This window comes from Kitasatospora sp. NPDC059160, assembly GCF_042755465.1.
Lineage (GTDB): Bacteria > Actinomycetota > Actinomycetes > Streptomycetales > Streptomycetaceae > Kitasatospora.
Map to the genome: position 1 here is coordinate 80,991 of NZ_JBHZCN010000024.1, position 14,677 is coordinate 95,667.

General features: G+C 72.6%; 15 protein-coding genes and 1 riboswitch. Of the genes, 11 read left to right on the forward strand and 4 right to left on the reverse strand.

The window, feature by feature from the left end; genetic code table 11:
• Positions 1-46 precede the first annotated feature (46 nt).
• From ACFXOZ_RS13020 to ACFXOZ_RS13045, 6 genes are all read left to right on the forward strand, one after another.
• A complete protein-coding gene (locus tag ACFXOZ_RS13020) occupies positions 47-1,066 on the forward strand; it encodes an LLM class flavin-dependent oxidoreductase (RefSeq protein WP_375891420.1) in 1,020 nt (339 codons plus the stop codon).
• Positions 1,067-1,374: 308 nt separating this feature from the next.
• A complete protein-coding gene (locus ACFXOZ_RS13025; protein ID WP_380589967.1) occupies positions 1,375-1,941 on the forward strand; it encodes a TetR/AcrR family transcriptional regulator in 567 nt (188 codons plus the stop codon).
• A 53-nt stretch (positions 1,942-1,994) separates the two neighbouring features.
• Positions 1,995-2,579 carry a DUF4865 family protein gene (locus ACFXOZ_RS13030; RefSeq protein WP_375891424.1) on the forward strand — a complete coding sequence of 195 codons (585 nt, stop codon included), beginning with the start codon at positions 1,995-1,997 and terminating at the stop codon, positions 2,577-2,579.
• A gap of 17 nt (positions 2,580-2,596) precedes the next feature.
• Entirely contained in the window at positions 2,597-3,100 is a 504-nt protein-coding gene (locus ACFXOZ_RS13035) for a carboxymuconolactone decarboxylase family protein (RefSeq protein WP_380589970.1), read from the forward strand.
• Entirely contained in the window at positions 3,097-4,017 is a 921-nt protein-coding gene (locus tag ACFXOZ_RS13040; protein ID WP_380589973.1) for a phosphotriesterase, read from the forward strand. The genes ACFXOZ_RS13035 and ACFXOZ_RS13040 overlap by 4 nt, the downstream gene beginning before the upstream one ends.
• Before the next feature lie 138 nt (positions 4,018-4,155).
• On the forward strand, positions 4,156-4,818 hold the full coding sequence (locus ACFXOZ_RS13045) for a Pr6Pr family membrane protein (RefSeq protein WP_380589976.1): 663 nt from the start codon (positions 4,156-4,158) through the stop codon (positions 4,816-4,818).
• Between the two features lie 252 nt (positions 4,819-5,070).
• Here ACFXOZ_RS13045 and ACFXOZ_RS13050 read toward each other — a convergent pair whose 3' ends face one another.
• Positions 5,071-5,835, reverse strand: a complete 765-nt coding sequence (locus ACFXOZ_RS13050; protein ID WP_380521118.1) for an SDR family NAD(P)-dependent oxidoreductase — start codon at positions 5,833-5,835, stop codon at positions 5,071-5,073.
• A 137-nt stretch (positions 5,836-5,972) separates the two neighbouring features.
• Here ACFXOZ_RS13050 and ACFXOZ_RS13055 point away from each other — a divergent pair, with 137 nt between their 5' ends.
• Positions 5,973-6,635, forward strand: coding sequence for a TetR/AcrR family transcriptional regulator (locus ACFXOZ_RS13055; RefSeq protein ID WP_380589979.1), 663 nt, complete (start codon positions 5,973-5,975; stop codon positions 6,633-6,635).
• 296 nt (positions 6,636-6,931) lie between these two features.
• Positions 6,932-8,092: an alpha/beta hydrolase gene (locus tag ACFXOZ_RS13060; protein ID WP_380589982.1), complete on the forward strand. Its 1,161-nt coding sequence runs from the start codon at positions 6,932-6,934 to the stop codon at positions 8,090-8,092.
• A 75-nt stretch (positions 8,093-8,167) separates the two neighbouring features.
• Here the strand turns inward: ACFXOZ_RS13060 and ACFXOZ_RS13065 are convergent, their stop codons facing one another.
• The gene (locus tag ACFXOZ_RS13065) at positions 8,168-8,497 is read right to left on the reverse strand and encodes a MoaF N-terminal domain-containing protein (protein ID WP_375891436.1); all 330 of its coding nucleotides are present in this window, start codon (positions 8,495-8,497) and stop codon (positions 8,168-8,170) included.
• A gap of 444 nt (positions 8,498-8,941) precedes the next feature.
• Positions 8,942-9,049: riboswitch (cyclic di-AMP (ydaO/yuaA leader) on the forward strand.
• 7 nt (positions 9,050-9,056) lie between these two features.
• On the opposite strand from ACFXOZ_RS13065, the gene ACFXOZ_RS13070 reads away from it, so the two are divergent.
• On the forward strand, positions 9,057-10,397 hold the full coding sequence (locus ACFXOZ_RS13070; RefSeq protein WP_380589985.1) for a hypothetical protein: 1,341 nt from the start codon (positions 9,057-9,059) through the stop codon (positions 10,395-10,397).
• Between the two features lie 112 nt (positions 10,398-10,509).
• Here ACFXOZ_RS13070 and ACFXOZ_RS13075 read toward each other — a convergent pair whose 3' ends face one another.
• Together ACFXOZ_RS13075 and ACFXOZ_RS13080 are read right to left on the reverse strand one after the other, a co-directional pair.
• On the reverse strand, positions 10,510-11,118 hold the full coding sequence (locus tag ACFXOZ_RS13075) for a hypothetical protein (protein WP_380589988.1): 609 nt from the start codon (positions 11,116-11,118) through the stop codon (positions 10,510-10,512).
• 171 nt (positions 11,119-11,289) lie between these two features.
• Complete coding sequence (locus ACFXOZ_RS13080; protein ID WP_380521128.1) at positions 11,290-12,087, reverse strand: IclR family transcriptional regulator; 798 nt, start codon at positions 12,085-12,087, stop codon at positions 11,290-11,292.
• A 201-nt stretch (positions 12,088-12,288) separates the two neighbouring features.
• On the opposite strand from ACFXOZ_RS13080, the gene aceB reads away from it, so the two are divergent.
• Both aceB and ACFXOZ_RS13090 read left to right on the forward strand, forming a co-directional pair.
• On the forward strand, positions 12,289-13,941 hold the full coding sequence (gene aceB / locus ACFXOZ_RS13085; RefSeq protein ID WP_380589991.1) for a malate synthase A: 1,653 nt from the start codon (positions 12,289-12,291) through the stop codon (positions 13,939-13,941).
• A 162-nt stretch (positions 13,942-14,103) separates the two neighbouring features.
• A complete protein-coding gene (locus ACFXOZ_RS13090; protein WP_380521132.1) occupies positions 14,104-14,505 on the forward strand; it encodes a gamma-glutamylcyclotransferase in 402 nt (133 codons plus the stop codon).
• The last annotated feature ends 172 nt before the right edge of the window (positions 14,506-14,677 follow it).

Consider the following 14,677-nt stretch of genomic DNA (forward strand, 5'->3'; position numbering starts at 1 on the left):
AGCGCCGTTCCGTCGTCCGACCACCGAGCGCCCCTAGGAGACCGCCGTGCGGTTCACCGTCTCGTCCCTCGTCGCCAACGCCCCCGATCCCGTCACCGGCATCCACCGCACCCCGCAGCAGAAGCTGTGGAACGTGGTCGACCAGGCCGTCCTCGCCGAGCAGCTCGGCTACGACGGCTACGGGGTGGGGGAGCGGCACGGCGAGCCGTTCCTCTCCCCGGCGCCTCCCGTGCTGCTGAGTGCGATCGCCGCCCGCACCAGCACCATCCGGCTGTTCACCACGGTGACGGTGCTCAGCATCCTGGACCCGGTCCGGGTCGCCGAGGACTACGCGATGCTCGACCAACTCTCCGGGGGCCGGATCGAGTTGATCATCGGCAAGGGCAACGACCCGCGCCACTTCGGCCTGTTCGGCCTCCCGGAGGAGCGTCAGTGGGAGGCGCTCGCCGAGAACTACGCTCTGCTGCACCGGCTCTGGCGGGAGGAGAAGGTGACGTGGCGGGGCTCGACCCGTCCGCCGCTCACGGAGGCCACCGTGTCGCCGCGCCCGCTCCAGGACCCGATCCCGGTCTGGCACGGCAGTGCGACCAGCACCCGCTCGACCGACCTCGCCGCCCGCTACGGGGATCCGCTGTTCTCCGCCAACTCCTTCCATCCGCTGGCCAAGTACCGGGCCCTGGTGGAGGACTACCGCGAGCGCTGGGAGCACTACGGCCGCGACCCGAAGGAGGCCCGGGTGGGCGCGGGCTTCGGCGGACTGTACGTCGCCAGGCGCTCGCAGGACGCGGTGGAGGGCTACCGGCCGTACTGGGAGGCCATGGTCAACTCGGCCGCGGGCAAGCACAACAACTCGCCGTTCCGTTCACTGGAGGACGCGCTGGAGGAGGGTTCGGCCCTGGTCGGCAGCCCGCAACAGGTGGTCGAGAAGATCCACCGCTACCACGAGGCCTTCGGCAACGAGGTGGTCGGGATCGGGGTCGACGCGCTCACCGAGGAGGTGCAGCGGGAGCAGTTGGAGTTGTTCGCGGCCGAGGTGGCGCCGGTGATCCGGCGCGAACTGCCCTGAGCGCCCGCCCGCGCCGGGCGCCGCGCACTCCCTACGCGGCGTGACGCTCGACACCGTGCGTAACGTGACGCGCGCCACCGGGCCGGGCCGAATGCCGTTGGCCGGCGCGGGGGATGACGAACGGTCGAGGGGCCGTGGCCGCCGGGGGGCGGCGCACGGCCCTCGGTCTTTCCTCCGCCTCCGCCGAAGTCGCCCGAAGTCGACCGAAGCCGGCCCCACCCCTGGTGGCACCGCGCCCACCCCTGGTCCCGCCCGCCGTGCCGGAGAAACCCCTTCCCTCTGTACCTACTGGTATGTACAGTGGAGCCATGACCACCCAGGACCGCCTCATCGAGAGCACCCAGGCCCTCCTCTGGGAACGCGGCTACGTCGGCACCAGCCCGAAGGCCATCCAGCAGCGCTCCGGCGTCGGCCAGGGCAGCATGTACCACCACTTCGACGGCAAGCCCGACCTCGCCGCCGCCGCCCTGCGCCGCAGCGCCGAGCAGCTGCGGGGCATCGCCGAGGCCGACCTCGCCGCCCCGGGCACCGCGTACGACCGGATCGCCGCCTACCTGCACCGCGACCGCGAGGTGCTGCGCGGCTGCCGGATCGGCCGGATGGCCCAGGATCCTGACGTGGTCGCGGACCCGCAGCTGCGGGCCCCCGTCGAGGAGACCTTCGACTGGCTGCGCGGCCGGATCGCCGAGCTGGTCGCCGAGGGCCAGGCACACGGCGAGTTCGCCGCCGGCCTCGACCCGGCGGACACCGCCGCGGCCGTGGTCGCCGTCGTCCAGGGCGGCTACGTCCTGGCCCGCGCCGCGGACAGCGCCGCCCCCTTCGACCAGGCCGTCCGCGGCGCCCTCGGCCTGCTGGGCGCCCACCGCCGGGCCTGACCGGAGACGGCGACTCGACGGCCGACACCCGCCCCCGACCCAGGGAGCCCACCGTGCACGCCATGCAGTACGAGATCACCCTTCCCGCCGACTACGACATGGCCGTCATCCGTCGGCGCGTGGCCGACAAGGGCCACCTGCTGGACACCCACCCCGGCCTCGGCCTCAAGGCGTACCTGGTCCGCGAACGCGGCCAGGACGGCTCGCCGGTCAACCAGTACGCGCCGTTCTACCTCTGGCGCACCGCCGAAGGCATGAACCGCTTCCTCTGGGGCCCGGGCTTCCGCGGCCTGAGCGCCGACTTCGGCCGCCCGGTCGTCCGCCACTGGCTCGGCGCGGGCCTGGCCGAAGGCGACCGGACGGAGGCCCCGAGCACCGCCACGCGTACGGTCGTCCGGCTCCCGGAGAGCGCCGATCCGGCCGAGGCCGTCGAGCGGGCCCTCGCCGAGCTCCCGGCACACCCGTCGAACCCCGCCCTGCACACCGCGGCCGTCGCCGTGGACCCGAGCCGCTGGGAACTGCTCAGCCTCGCCCTGTGGTCCGGTCCCGCCCCGGACGACGCGCCCGGCACCCGCTTCCGGGTGCTGCACCTGTCCCGCCCCGAACTCGACCGGCTGCCGGCCGGCCGCCACTGGTGAAAGGTCCCCACACCGCGATGCCCGCCACGATCCCCACCACCCCCACCACCCCTACCGCCATGGCCCCCGCCGATCTCACGCCGGCGCCGCTCGACCGCGAAGCCGGCTACGCCCTGCTCGCCGAGCTCGCCGGTCCGGCCGCCGCCGGGACCCTCGGCGGCCTGGACGCGCTCGCCCCGGGCTTCGCCGACTGGATCGTCACCAGCCTCTTCGGCGGCACCTACCAGCGCCCCGGCCTCGCCCTGCGCGACCGCCAGATCGCCAACCTGGCCGCGCTCACCGCCCTCGGCGGGGTCGAGCCGCAGCTCGCCGACCACGTGCGCAACAGCCTGCGGATCGGGATGAGCCGCGAGGAGATCACCGAGGTGATCGTCCACCTGGCCCCGTACGTCGGCCTGCCCAAGGCCCTGGCCGGCCTCCGGGTCGCCACCGCCACCTTCGCGGCGTCCGCAGCCCCGGCTTCCGAAGCCCCGGCGGCCGACACTCCCGTGACCGACGCCTCGGCGGAGGACGTGGCATGACCGCCACCCGCACCGTACGCACCGTCCTGGGCGACCTCGCCCCCGGCGAGCTGGGCGTCACCGACTCCCACGACCACCTCTTCATCCGCAGCCCCCTGCTCCCCGGTCAGGAGCTGGACGACCCGGTCGCCGCCGAGGCGGTGCTGCGCGAGTACGCCGCGGCCGGCGGCCGCTCCTTCGTCCAGTGGACCCCGCAGGGCATGGGGCGCGGCGCGGGCTCCCTCGCCGCGCTGTCCCGCGCGACCGGCGTCCACCTGGTCGCCGCCACCGGCGCGCACCAGGCGGTCCACTACCCCGAGGACCGGTTCCCCGCCGCGTCGGCCGAGCTCGCCGAGCACTTCGTCACCGAGCTCGTCACCGGGCTCCCCGGCGCCCCCGAGGGCGTCCGCGCCGGCCTGATCAAGATCGCCGACGACGCGGGCCCGCTGACCGGACACACCCGCCGGACGGCGGCCGCCGCGGCCGAGGCGCACCACGCCACCGGCGCCCCGATCGCCGTCCACCTCGAACCCGAGGGCGACCCGCACGGCATCCTGGACCGGCTGCACGGGCGGCACGGCGTCGACCCCGACCGGATCCTCCTCGGCCACCTCACCCGCTTCACCGACCGGTCGCTGCACCGCAGCCTCGCCGCCGAGGGGGCCTTCCTCGCCCTGGACAGTCCCTCGCGGATCGGCCACCCCGCCGACCTCCAGGCCTTCGAGGTGATCGCCGACCTGGTCGAGGCGGGCCACGCCCACCGGCTCCTGCTCGGTGCCGACACCACCACCCGGACGGCCCGCGAGGTCGGCGGCCCCACCCGGCTGCTCACCGACCTCGTCCCGCGACTGGCCCGCACCTTCGGGCCCGAGCTGTGCGACCTGCTGCTGGTCACCAACCCGGCGGCCGCCCTCGCCGCGGACTGGCGCACCCCCTGAGGCGCACCCCACGAAGGGGCCCGAGACAGCCCCTGATGTGCTCCCTGATGCGGTCCCTCGTGTGGCCGAGTCCGCCCGCCGGGGTTTGAATCCGAAGAGCCCCTGTCCGGACCACGCCCCAGAGAGGCGGTTCCGACGATGCACTCGTGGCTCGCCCCCGCCCGGCTCGCCGTCGCGGCCTTCCTCGTCGTCGCGCTCTGCTTCTCCGGCTACCACGCGGCGACGGACGGCTCCGGGGTGGTGAACTTCCTCAGCTACTTCACCACCCTCGCCAACCTCGCCGGAGCGGCCGTCCTCGGCTACGGCGGCTGGGCCGGGCTGACCGGCCGCCGGCCCGTGCCGGACGCGGTGCGCGGCGCGGTGCTGCTCTCCCTGGTGGTCACCGGGTTGGCGTACGGCACGCTGCTGGCGACGTACCCGGCGCCGCTGGTGATCCCGTGGGTGGACGACGTGGTCCACCGCGTGATGCCGCTGCTCGCGCTCGCCGACTGGCTGGTCGACCCGCCCGCCCGGCCCGTCCGGGCCCGGACGGTGCTCGGCTGGCTCGGGTTCCCGCTGCTCTACGTGGCGTACGCGCTGCTCCGCGGCCACGCCGCGGGCTGGTACCCGTACCCGTTCCTCGACCCCGCCCGACACGGCGGCTACCGCCGGATCGCGGGGGCGTGCTTCCTGCTGGCGGTGGCGTTCCTGCTGCTCGGGGCCGCGCTCGCGGCGGTCGGCAACGCCCTCGCCGCCCACCGCGACGCCCGGCGGGGCGTGGCGTCGAACGGCCGGCACGCCCGCGCCCGGGCGACCGGCTGAGAGTGACCGGCTGAGAGCGACTGGCTGAGACTGACCCGCTGACGGCCGTCGCCGCCCGCCCGTACGGTCGCAGCCGTGCCGACCATCCGGACCTCCACCCGGTGGCCCTGCCCGGCGGCACCTGGCCGGACCGGTCGACAACGCCTGTGAACGACGGCGTCTGAGCATGAGGGGGCCCGAGAACGAGGACGCCGACGGGGCCCGTGCCCGATGGGGGAGGGCACGGACCCCGCCGGCGACCGGACCGGGGGCTCACATGTGGGTGCCGCCGTCGATCCGGAGCTCGGTGCCGGTGACGAAGGCGCCGTCGTCGGAGGCCAGCATCGCGATCACGCCGGCCACCGTGTCCGGGCCCGCGAAGCCGTGTCCGAGGGCGGGGGAGAGCTTGGCCAGCAGGGTGAAGTCGGCGTCGGCGGGCAGGCCCGGGTTGTTGGTCATGCCGCTGTCGATGCTGCCCGGTGCGACGCAGACCGCGCGCAGGCCCTGCTTCGAGTACTCCGAGGCGATCGCGTGGGTGAAGGACTGGATGCCGCCCTTGGTCGCGGCGTACGCGGCCATGTAGGGGTGGGCGAAGCTCGCGGAGGTGGAGGAGAAGTTGACCACCACGCCCTTGCCGGTGGTGAGCAGCGCGGGGAGCGCCTCGCGGGTCATCAGGAAGGTGCCGGTCAGGTTCACCGCGAGGAGCTTGTTCCAGAACTCCAGCGTGGTCTCGTGGGTGTGCGAGGAGCGGAGGATGCCGGCCGCGTTGACCAGGACGTCCAGACCGCCCAGGCCCGCGACGGCCTCGGCGACGCCCGCCACCACGGCGGCCTCGTCCGAGATGTCCAGGACCTGGATCGTCAGGCGGTCGGCGGTGCCCTCGGCGGTCGCGCGGTCCAGGGTCTTCTTCAGGCCGTCCTCGTTGACGTCGACGGCGACGACCTTCCCGCCCTCGGCGAGGATCCGGTGCACGGTCGCCTGGCCGATGCCAGAGCCGCCGCCGGTGATCAGGACGTTCCGTCCGCTGAAGCGCTCCATGGTGGTACTCCTTCGTTCGTGGTCTCTCGACCTCAAGAGACACGGTACGCCCATGTGGCACGTTGTGCCAAGAAGTCTTGATGTGCCACCTGGGCGCGATGCGTCGGGACCGTGATCGCTTGCGTACGCTGACCCCTGTGACCGGACGCCCGACCCTGACCCAGCGCCGCCGTGACGCCACCCGGCTGGAGATCGCCCGCACCGCCGCCGCGCTCTTCGCCGAGCAGGGGGCCGAGGCGACCACCGCCGAGGAGATCGCCGCTGCCGCGGGCGTCTCGCTGCGCACCTTCTACCGCTACTTCTCCGTCAAGGAGGACGCCGTCGCCCCGCTGCTGGCGGCCGGCGGGCAGCGCTGGGTGGACCTGCTGGCCGAGAGTCCGGCGGACGTCCCGCTGCGCGAGGCGCTGGAGCGCTCGGCCGTCGAGTCGCTCACCCCGGCCGACGACGAGGCCGTCGAGGCGATGCACTGGACCCGCGACCTGCTGCGCGACCCGCGGCTGGACGGCACCTGGCAGCGGGTCCATGCCGCGTCGGAGGCGCGGCTGCGGGGCGTGCTGGCCGCCCGCTGTCCGGACGGCGCCGATCCGCTGGAGGTCCGGCTGGCCGCGGCGGCGGCCACGGCGGCGATCCGGGTGGCCCTGGAGCAGTGGGCCGGCTCCGATGCCGCCGTCACCGGCCCCGGCTCCCCGCAGGACCTCGGCGCCCGCTGCATGCGCGAACTCACGGCGGGGCTGCGCCTGTGGGCCCGGCCGACGGGGGAGTGGCGACCCAGCGGTGAGCGGATGACAGCGGACGGATGACAGCGGACAGATGACAGCGGACGGATGACAGCAGCCGGATGACGGATAACAGATAGCGGCGAACAGATGACAGAGAACAACTTTCGAAATCTGTTATCTGTTATCCGTTCGCTGTCATCTGTTATCTGAAAGTTGAAATCTGTCATCTGTTCGCCGCTTCCCCACAGCCCCCGATCAGCTTCCTCCCAGCTCCCGCTAGGGTTGGTGCGCGCGCCCCGGTGGGGGAACCGGGGTGACCTCCTCGGATGTCCCTGAGTGGAGGGGGCGGGAGTTCGAGGCGTGGGAGCAACTGGAACATGGGTCTGACGAGCCACAAGGTGCTGGCGCTGGCCGTGCTGATGGCGGTCGTGGTGATGGTCGGCACGGTCTGGCTCTGGCCCAGACTCGCCCGGAAGAGCTGGCAGGCGGTGCTCGGCCGGATCGGCGCGCTGCTCGCTACCCAGCTGGCGGTGCTCGCCGCGCTCGGGCTGGTGGCGAACAACTACTTCGCCTTCTACAGCAGTTGGGACGACCTGATGGGCACGGGCAGCACCGGCCCCGTCGTCATCCACAACAAGGCGGACGCCTCCGGCCGACTGCTGGTCGAGACCATAGGCCAGGCGTCGGTCAAGGGCGGCGGCGCGATGGGCCGTGAGCCCAGCCAGTCCGGCGAGATCCGCAAGGTCCGGATCGACGGCAAGGAGAGCCGGCTGTCGACCGAGGGCTTCGTCTACCTGCCGCCGCAGTACTTCCAGCCCGAGTACGCGCAGAAGCAGTTCCCGGCCGTGATCGTCAGCACCGGATTCCCAGGAATCGCCGAGAACCTGATCACCCGCTTCAACTACCCGGGCGCCGCGCTCAAGCTGCTGCAGGAGGGCCGGATGCAGCCGACCGTCATGGTCCTGATGCGCCCCTCGCCCGCCCTGCCGCAGGACACCGAGTGCGAGGACATCCCGGGCGGCGCGCAGTCCGACACGTACTTCACCAAGGACGTCCCGTCGGCGATCCAGGCCAGCTACCGGGTCTCGGCCGACCCCCGGGCCTGGGCCTTCATGGGTAACTCCACCGGTGGCTACTGCGCGCTCAAGCTGGCCATGCGCCACCCGGACGTCTTCCCGACCGCCGTGTCCCTGTCCGGGTACTACGAGGCGGCCGACGACCCGACCACCGGCGACCTCTTCGGCGGCAGCAGGCAGCGCCGCGACGAGGCCGACCTGATGTGGCGGTTGAAGAACATGCCGCAGCCGGACGTCTCCGTGCTGCTGGCCGGCACCAAGAAGGGCGACGGCAACTACAAGCACGACACCGAGGCGTTCATCGACGCCGCGAAGAGCCCGATGAAGGTCTCCTACAGCATGCTCGAGAACGGCGGCCACAACTTCGAGACCTGGAGCGCCCTGCTGCCGTCCTCGCTGGAGTGGCTGTCCCAGCACCTCAAGGTCCCGAACCAGCCGGGCCACCCGGGCCAGACCGTCTGACGGCGCCGCCCGCGGAACGCACCGAACCCCCGGAAGCCGCCGAGGCTCCCGGGGGTCGGTGCGTTCCGGCGCCGGTCAGGCGACCCGTTCCAGCGTCCCGGTGTGCAGCTGGCCGACCCGGCCGCCCTCGCCCTCGAAGGTCCAGAAGGCCCGTACGGTCAGCGCGTTGAGGTCCATCACGTGACTGACGGTGATCCCGCTCTGTTCCGTCCAGCTGATGAAGTAGATCTCCGGCGCGACCTCGGCGACGTGCAGCCGCACGTCCTCCCACTGGCCCGCCGACTCGCCGAGGCCCTCCCAGCGCAGCCGGGTGCCGTCGGCCGAGTAGGAGTTGCGGAAGGCCGCGCCGTTGTCGGCCCGGAAGACGTAGGTACGGCCGGCGAAGGCGGGCAGGGGCGCGGTCATGGTGGGGCGGGACCTCTTCTCTGGAACGGGGGACGGGTCGTACGGCTCCGGTCGGTGCTCTTGTGCACCGCGGAAAATCCCAGGGCTCCAATTTATCCGATGGGGCGGACTCGGGCGGCTCCACGCCACGGCGGTCACGCACGGTCCGCCACCGCCGCGCCGCGCACCGTGTGCGACCGGCAGCCCGGGCGGGCCCGGCGGGACCGCGGGTCGGCGTCGGCTCCATTGATCAACTCGGCCGCCACGCAGCGTCGTTGATCGACACCACTGTGAGCTGCGCGACAACCGGCCCCATCAGGTTGTCCGTCCACGGACGGCCTGCCTAGCCTGCAGTCGTCGTCCGCTGTCGCGGACCCCGCCGCCGGGACGCCGAGTCCCGTCCACCCGCCGGCGAGTACCCGAGCACCACAGCGGACGGGAGCGGGGGAACCAAGGTCAGCGCCCGGCCCGTACGCACCAGCGTGCGGGGCGTGGCTAGGGGTGAAGCCGCTCCACAGGCGGCCGGGCAACTGCAGCCCGAATCCGACAGCTCACCTCGCAGGCGTGGCAGAGGACCCCCATGCACCAGCCTGCCCGGCGCCGTCGCGCGCCCCGCCACGCCCGTCCGTCCCACCGTGGCCGCAACACCGCCCTCGCCACGACCGGGGCGCTCGCCATCACCGGTGCCGGCCTGCTCGGCCTGCCGTCCGTCTCCGGCGCCCAGGCCGCCACCGGCCCGACCGTCACCCAGGACCGCCTCGCCCCCGCCACCATGGTCGCGGGGAAGGCGGGCACCGCCTCGCTGGCGTTGCACTCCTCGTCCTGCTTCACCGCCAAGACCGTCGGCGTGGGCGTCCGCGACGCGCGCGGCACCAACCTGGACTTCCCGGGCAACGCGAGCAACGTGCAGATCTGCCCCGGCGGACTCACCTACACCAGCGCCGCCCGCACCCTGGCCGCCGGGACGTACACCCAGTTCGGCTTCTGGCAGGACCTCGGCGGCGCCTGGCACAACCTGCCCTCGCAGCAGCTGGTGGTCTCGGCCACGGGTACGCCCACGCCGACCCCGTCCCCGACGGCGAAGCCCACCCCCTCCCCGACCGCGACCGCGAGCCCGACGGCGAAGCCCACCGCGACCGCGTCCCCCACCGCGTCCCCGACCGCGAGCCCGACCGCGACGCCGACCCCCACCGCCACGGCCACCCCGACGACCCCGGCGTCGTCCTCCCCGATCGCCGGCAAGTCGCTGACCTGGTCCGACGAGTTCAACGGCCCGATCAACTGGGGCCAGCGCTGGGTCGGCGACAAGAGCACCTCGTACAAGTACGGGAACCACAACCCGGACGACAACAAGCTCGACTGGCTGAACAAGAACAACGTCACCGTCGCGAACGGCGTCGCCACCTTCACCGCCACCCCGGGCGGGCCGACGCTGGAGAACGGCAAGCAGTCCTGGAACACCGGCTTCCTGACCACCGAGGGCTCCGCCGAGGGGTTCCAGGTCAAGACCGGCGACTACGCCGAGACCCGGGTCAAGCTGCCCGCCGGCACCGGCGCCTGGCCCGCCCTGTGGACCTGGAAGAACGGCAACGGGGAGATCGACTCCTTCGAGTACCACCCCGACAACCCGAACCTGCTGGAGCTGACCAACCACGTCAACCCCGGCAACCCCGACTACTACACCGACGCGAGCGCCATCGGCACCGACCAGTGGGTGACCATCGGCACCTACTACGGCGCCAACTCGGTGGACTGGTACGTCAACGGCGTCAAGGTGTTCTCGGACGGCAAGGGCATCGGGGCCAACTTCTCGGCGTACCTGATCCTCAACCTCTCGGTGAGCGCCGGCAAGTACCACCCGGCCCCGCAGGGGAACAGCCCGATCACCATGGCCGCCGACTACGTCCGCGTCTACCGGTAGCCACGTCTACCGGTAAGCGCGTCCACCGGTAACCACGAGCCCGCCCCACCGGTCACCGGGAGCCCGGCAGCCGCTCGCCGGCGGCCGGTGACCGGTGGGGCGATCCGTCGCGTCAGTCGCCCGCCGTCTCGACGACCTTGATGTCGAACTCCTCCCGGTGACCCCTGCCGCCGGGGTCGTCCGCGCTGCGCACCTCGACCGAGCCGCCCTCCAGGATCCCGAGCTCCAGGTCGTCGGAGAGCCGGACCGGGACGAGGGCGGTCACGCTGCGCCCGTCCGGCAGTCCGGGACCGAACACGCAGCGCACCTGCCTGCCGCGCGAGATGACCGCGCAGTTGTCGGGGAAGTACGGGCCCTCCGGGGTCACCCCGTTCGGCAGGGTGACCGTGATCGTGAGCGGTGAGGCGGTGGTGTCCGGGCCGAGATTGGCGACGAAGGCGTGGATGGTGGTGGCGCCGCCGGGCGGCGCCGGATCCGGGTCGATCCGGACCACCTCCAGGTGGGAGCGGGACGTCTTGGCGACCACGGCGGGCAGAGTGGACGCCTCGGGCGCCCCCGGCGCGACGGTCCCCAGATCCGGGCGCGGCACCGGGTGCCGCACCGCCCAGGAGGGCCCGGCGGCCAGTGAGGCCACCGCGCAGCCCGCCGTCACCGCCGCCAGCAATCCGGCCCGGCCGAACCTCCTGCGCCCCGCGCCGCCCCGTACTCCGTGCTGCTCCACGCCGTCCACCCTGCTCCCACGCTCCGGCGGCCCGCGCTGTCGCGGGCCGCGCCCGCACCAGGGTGTCCGAGCCGTGGCCGCGATAGCGGCACAACTCGCCCGCCGCCACTCGAACGGCGGGCACCGGTCCTCGCCGGATCTACCGTTCGCCTGAAAGGGGTTGACGGAACGTCATGGCGCCAGGACCTGCCCCAGCCGGGCCGCGATCTGGTGCATCACCGGCACCAGTGCGGACGCCCCCGCCTGCTCCTCCAGCGCCCGGATCCGGGCCTCCGGGCCGGAGACGGAGAGCGCGGTGGGCGTCGGCGCGCCCGGGACGGCGAGCGCGATGCAGCGGACGCCGATCTCCTGCTCCTGGTCGTCCACCACGTACCCGCGCTCGCGCGCCTCGGCGAGCTGGTCCATCAGCTCCTGCGGGTCGGTGAGGGTGTACTCGGTGTGTGCGGGCAGCGGGTTGGGGCCCAGGACCGCGCGCGCCTCGTCCTCGGGGAGCTGGGCGAGCAGTGCCTTGCCGACGCCCGTGCAGTGCGGCTGGACCCGCCGTCCGACCTCGGTGAACATCCGCATCGAGCGCCGGGACTGCACCTGCCCGACGTACACCACCTCGCCGCCCTCCAGCACCGCCAGGTTGGCGGTCTCGCCGGTGGCCTCCATCAGCTCGGCCAGGTACGGGCGGGCCCAGCTGCCGAGCAGGCGGCCGGAGGTCTCGCCGAGCCGGATCAGCCGGGGGCCGAGGGTGTAGCGGCGCGCGGTGTCCTGGCGGACATAGCCCTGCTGGACGAGGGTACGAACCAGTCGGTGGATGGTCGGCATCGGGAGGCCGGAGCTGGTGGAGAGCTCACTGAGAGTGGCCACGCCGCCCGAGTCGGCCAGCGCCTCCAGGAGTTGGAAGGCGCGCTCGACGGACTGCACGCCGCCGCTCGCGCGGTCGGCGCCTGTCGTCGATGCTGTGTCGGGGGTCGCAACCACCGGCGTTCCCTTCGCTGTCGGGGAGGAGTAGAGTCCCGGCGACCTCTTCAACAAACCGTTGAAATTCTGTATCGCGGAAACTAGTCTCCACCTTACAGAATCGAACCCGCCGACAGGTGGGTAACGATCGAGGAAGTTCCCGAGGAAGTTCCCACCGGAGCTCCCTTCGCCAGGCTCAACCGTCTTAGGAGTGTCCTGCTCATGGCTGCAGCTCAGGGGCCCGTCGGCGCCTCCCCCGCCGCTCCGGTCGTCACTGTCGCCGGACCGCGCGTCCATCGGGCCGAGGAGGTGCTCACCCCGGAGGCGGTCGCCTTCGTGGTGGGCCTGCATCGCGCCTTCGAGGGCCGCCGACAGGAGCTCCTGGCCAGGCGGAAGGGCCGACGGGCGGAGATTGCCCGCACCGGCACGCTGGACTTCCTCCCCGAGACCGCCGACGTCCGGGCCGGCGACTGGAAGGTCGCCGAGGCGCCGCGCGCCCTCCAGGACCGCCGGGTCGAGATCACCGGGCCCACCGACCGCAAGATGGTCATCAACGCGCTCAACTCCGGGGCGAGGATCTGGCTCGCCGACTTCGAGGACGCCACCTCCCCGACCTGGGAGAACGTGGTCAGCGGCCAGGTCAACCTGATCGACGCCTTCGAGGGCCGGATCGACTTCACCAGCTCGGCCGGCAAGGCCTACACCCTCAAGCCCGCCGCCGAACTCGCCACCGTCGTGGTCCGCCCGCGCGGCTGGCACCTGGACGAGAACCACCTGCTGGTCGACGGCGTCCCGGTGGCCGGCGCGTTCGTCGACTTCGGCCTGTACTTCTTCCACAACGCGGCCCGGCTCATCGCCAAGGGCGCCGAGGACCCCAACTCCGGCCCGTACTTCTACCTGCCGAAGACCGAGAGCCACCTCGAGGCCCGGCTCTGGAACGACGTGTTCACCCACGCCCAGGCCGAGTTGGGCATCCCGCACGGCACCGTCCGGGCCACCGTGCTGATCGAGACCATCACCGCGGCCTTCGAGATGGACGAGATCCTCTACGAGCTGCGCGACCACGCGGCCGGCCTCAACGCCGGGCGCTGGGACTACCTGTTCTCGATCGTCAAGAACTTCCGCGACGCCGGCGAGCACTACATCCTCCCGGACCGCAACAGCGTCACCATGGCCTCGCCGTTCATGGCCGCCTACACCCGGCTGCTGGTGCGGACCTGCCACCAGCGCGGCGCCCACGCGATCGGCGGGATGGCCGCGTTCATCCCCAGCCGCAGGGACCCGGAGGTCAACGCCGCCGCGCTGGAGAAGGTCAAGGCGGACAAGGACCGCGAGGCCGGCAACGGCTTCGACGGCTCCTGGGTCGCCCACCCGGACCTCGTCCCCGTCGCCCGGGCCTCCTTCGACGCGGTGCTCGGCGAGCGGCCCAACCAGAAGGACAACCCGGGCCCCGCCGAGCCGGTCACCGCCGTCGAACTGCTCGACATCGCCGGTGCCGGGGGCACCTGCACCCGGGCCGGACTGCACAACGCCGTCCAGGTCGGCCTCCGCTACATCGAGGCCTGGCTGCGCGGGCTCGGTGCGGTCGGCATCTTCAACATGATGGAGGACGCCGCCACCGCCGAGATCTCGCGCTCGCAGATCTGGCAGTGGATCCACAACGGGGTCGTGCTGTCCGACACCGGCGAGAAGGCCACCGCCGAGCTGGTCCGCACCCTGGTCGCCACCGAACTGGCCGAGCTGCGCGCCGAGTTCGGCGACGAGGCCTACCGGGCCGGCCGCTGGCGCGAGGCCGCCCAGCTCTTCGAACAGGTCGCCCTGGCCGAGGAGTTCGCGGACTTCCTGACCCTCCCCGCGCTTCCCCTGCTGGGCTGAGCACCAATCTACCCACCGGCGCCACCGCTGCCGCCTGCCGGGCCGTAGCAGTTCCGCCGCCCTTTGCTCCGTTCCGTACGGCGACGAATCCACCTGTCCTCTCGTCGCCGTGCGGAACGGTCTTTTTCTTCGTACGGCCTTACCCTCCTGAGGAGTTCACCGATGGCACGCATCTTCTTCAACGGCCAGGCGATGGTCGGCGGACCGTTCCACGAGAAGGTCGCCGACGCCCTCATCGGCCCGGCCCGCACCGCGGCCGGCTACCGCTTCTTCTCCATCGACCACAGCGGCGGCACGGACGTCTGCCCGGGACTGCTGGCCGACCCGTCCGTCGACACCGCGATCGAGGGCGAGCTGTACGAGGTCAGCCTGGAGCGCCTGCGGGACGTCATCCTGCCCGGCGAGCCCAGGGAGTTGGAGCTCGGTGTGATCGAGCTGGAGGACGGCTCCGCGTGCTTCTCGATGCTGCTCGCCCGCGGCGAGGTCGAGCGCGGGGTGCACCGCGAGATCACCCACCACGGCGGCTGGCGGGCCTACCTGGCGACGCTGGGGCGCACGGCCTGAGACAGCCGGGCCGACAGCGAACAGATAACAGAAGACAGCGAACGGATCACAGATGATGAAAGTTGTCATCTGTGATCCGTTCGCTGTTCGCTGTTCGCTGTCGGCCTTCCGCCGCCCCCTGTCCCCCCGCGCCCTCCCCCCGCACCCCCCCGCCCCGGGCACGCCGCGGCCC

Excerpts from the sequence above, each read along its gene's own strand:
- ACFXOZ_RS13070 (WP_380589985.1), top strand. The coding sequence starts at position 9,057 with ATGCACCAGCCTGCCCGGCGCCGTCGCGCGCCCCGCCACGCCCGTCCG.
- aceB (WP_380589991.1), top strand. The coding sequence starts at position 12,289 with ATGGCTGCAGCTCAGGGGCCCGTCGGCGCCTCCCCCGCCGCTCCGGTC.
- ACFXOZ_RS13060 (WP_380589982.1), top strand. The coding sequence starts at position 6,932 with ATGGGTCTGACGAGCCACAAGGTGCTGGCGCTGGCCGTGCTGATGGCG.
- ACFXOZ_RS13065 (WP_375891436.1), bottom strand. The coding sequence starts at position 8,497 with ATGACCGCGCCCCTGCCCGCCTTCGCCGGCCGTACCTACGTCTTCCGG.
- ACFXOZ_RS13040 (WP_380589973.1), top strand. The coding sequence starts at position 3,097 with ATGACCGCCACCCGCACCGTACGCACCGTCCTGGGCGACCTCGCCCCC.
- ACFXOZ_RS13090 (WP_380521132.1), top strand. The coding sequence starts at position 14,104 with ATGGCACGCATCTTCTTCAACGGCCAGGCGATGGTCGGCGGACCGTTC.
- ACFXOZ_RS13050 (WP_380521118.1), bottom strand. The coding sequence starts at position 5,835 with ATGGAGCGCTTCAGCGGACGGAACGTCCTGATCACCGGCGGCGGCTCT.
- ACFXOZ_RS13045 (WP_380589976.1), top strand. The coding sequence starts at position 4,156 with ATGCACTCGTGGCTCGCCCCCGCCCGGCTCGCCGTCGCGGCCTTCCTC.
- ACFXOZ_RS13025 (WP_380589967.1), top strand. The coding sequence starts at position 1,375 with ATGACCACCCAGGACCGCCTCATCGAGAGCACCCAGGCCCTCCTCTGG.
- ACFXOZ_RS13035 (WP_380589970.1), top strand. The coding sequence starts at position 2,597 with ATGCCCGCCACGATCCCCACCACCCCCACCACCCCTACCGCCATGGCC.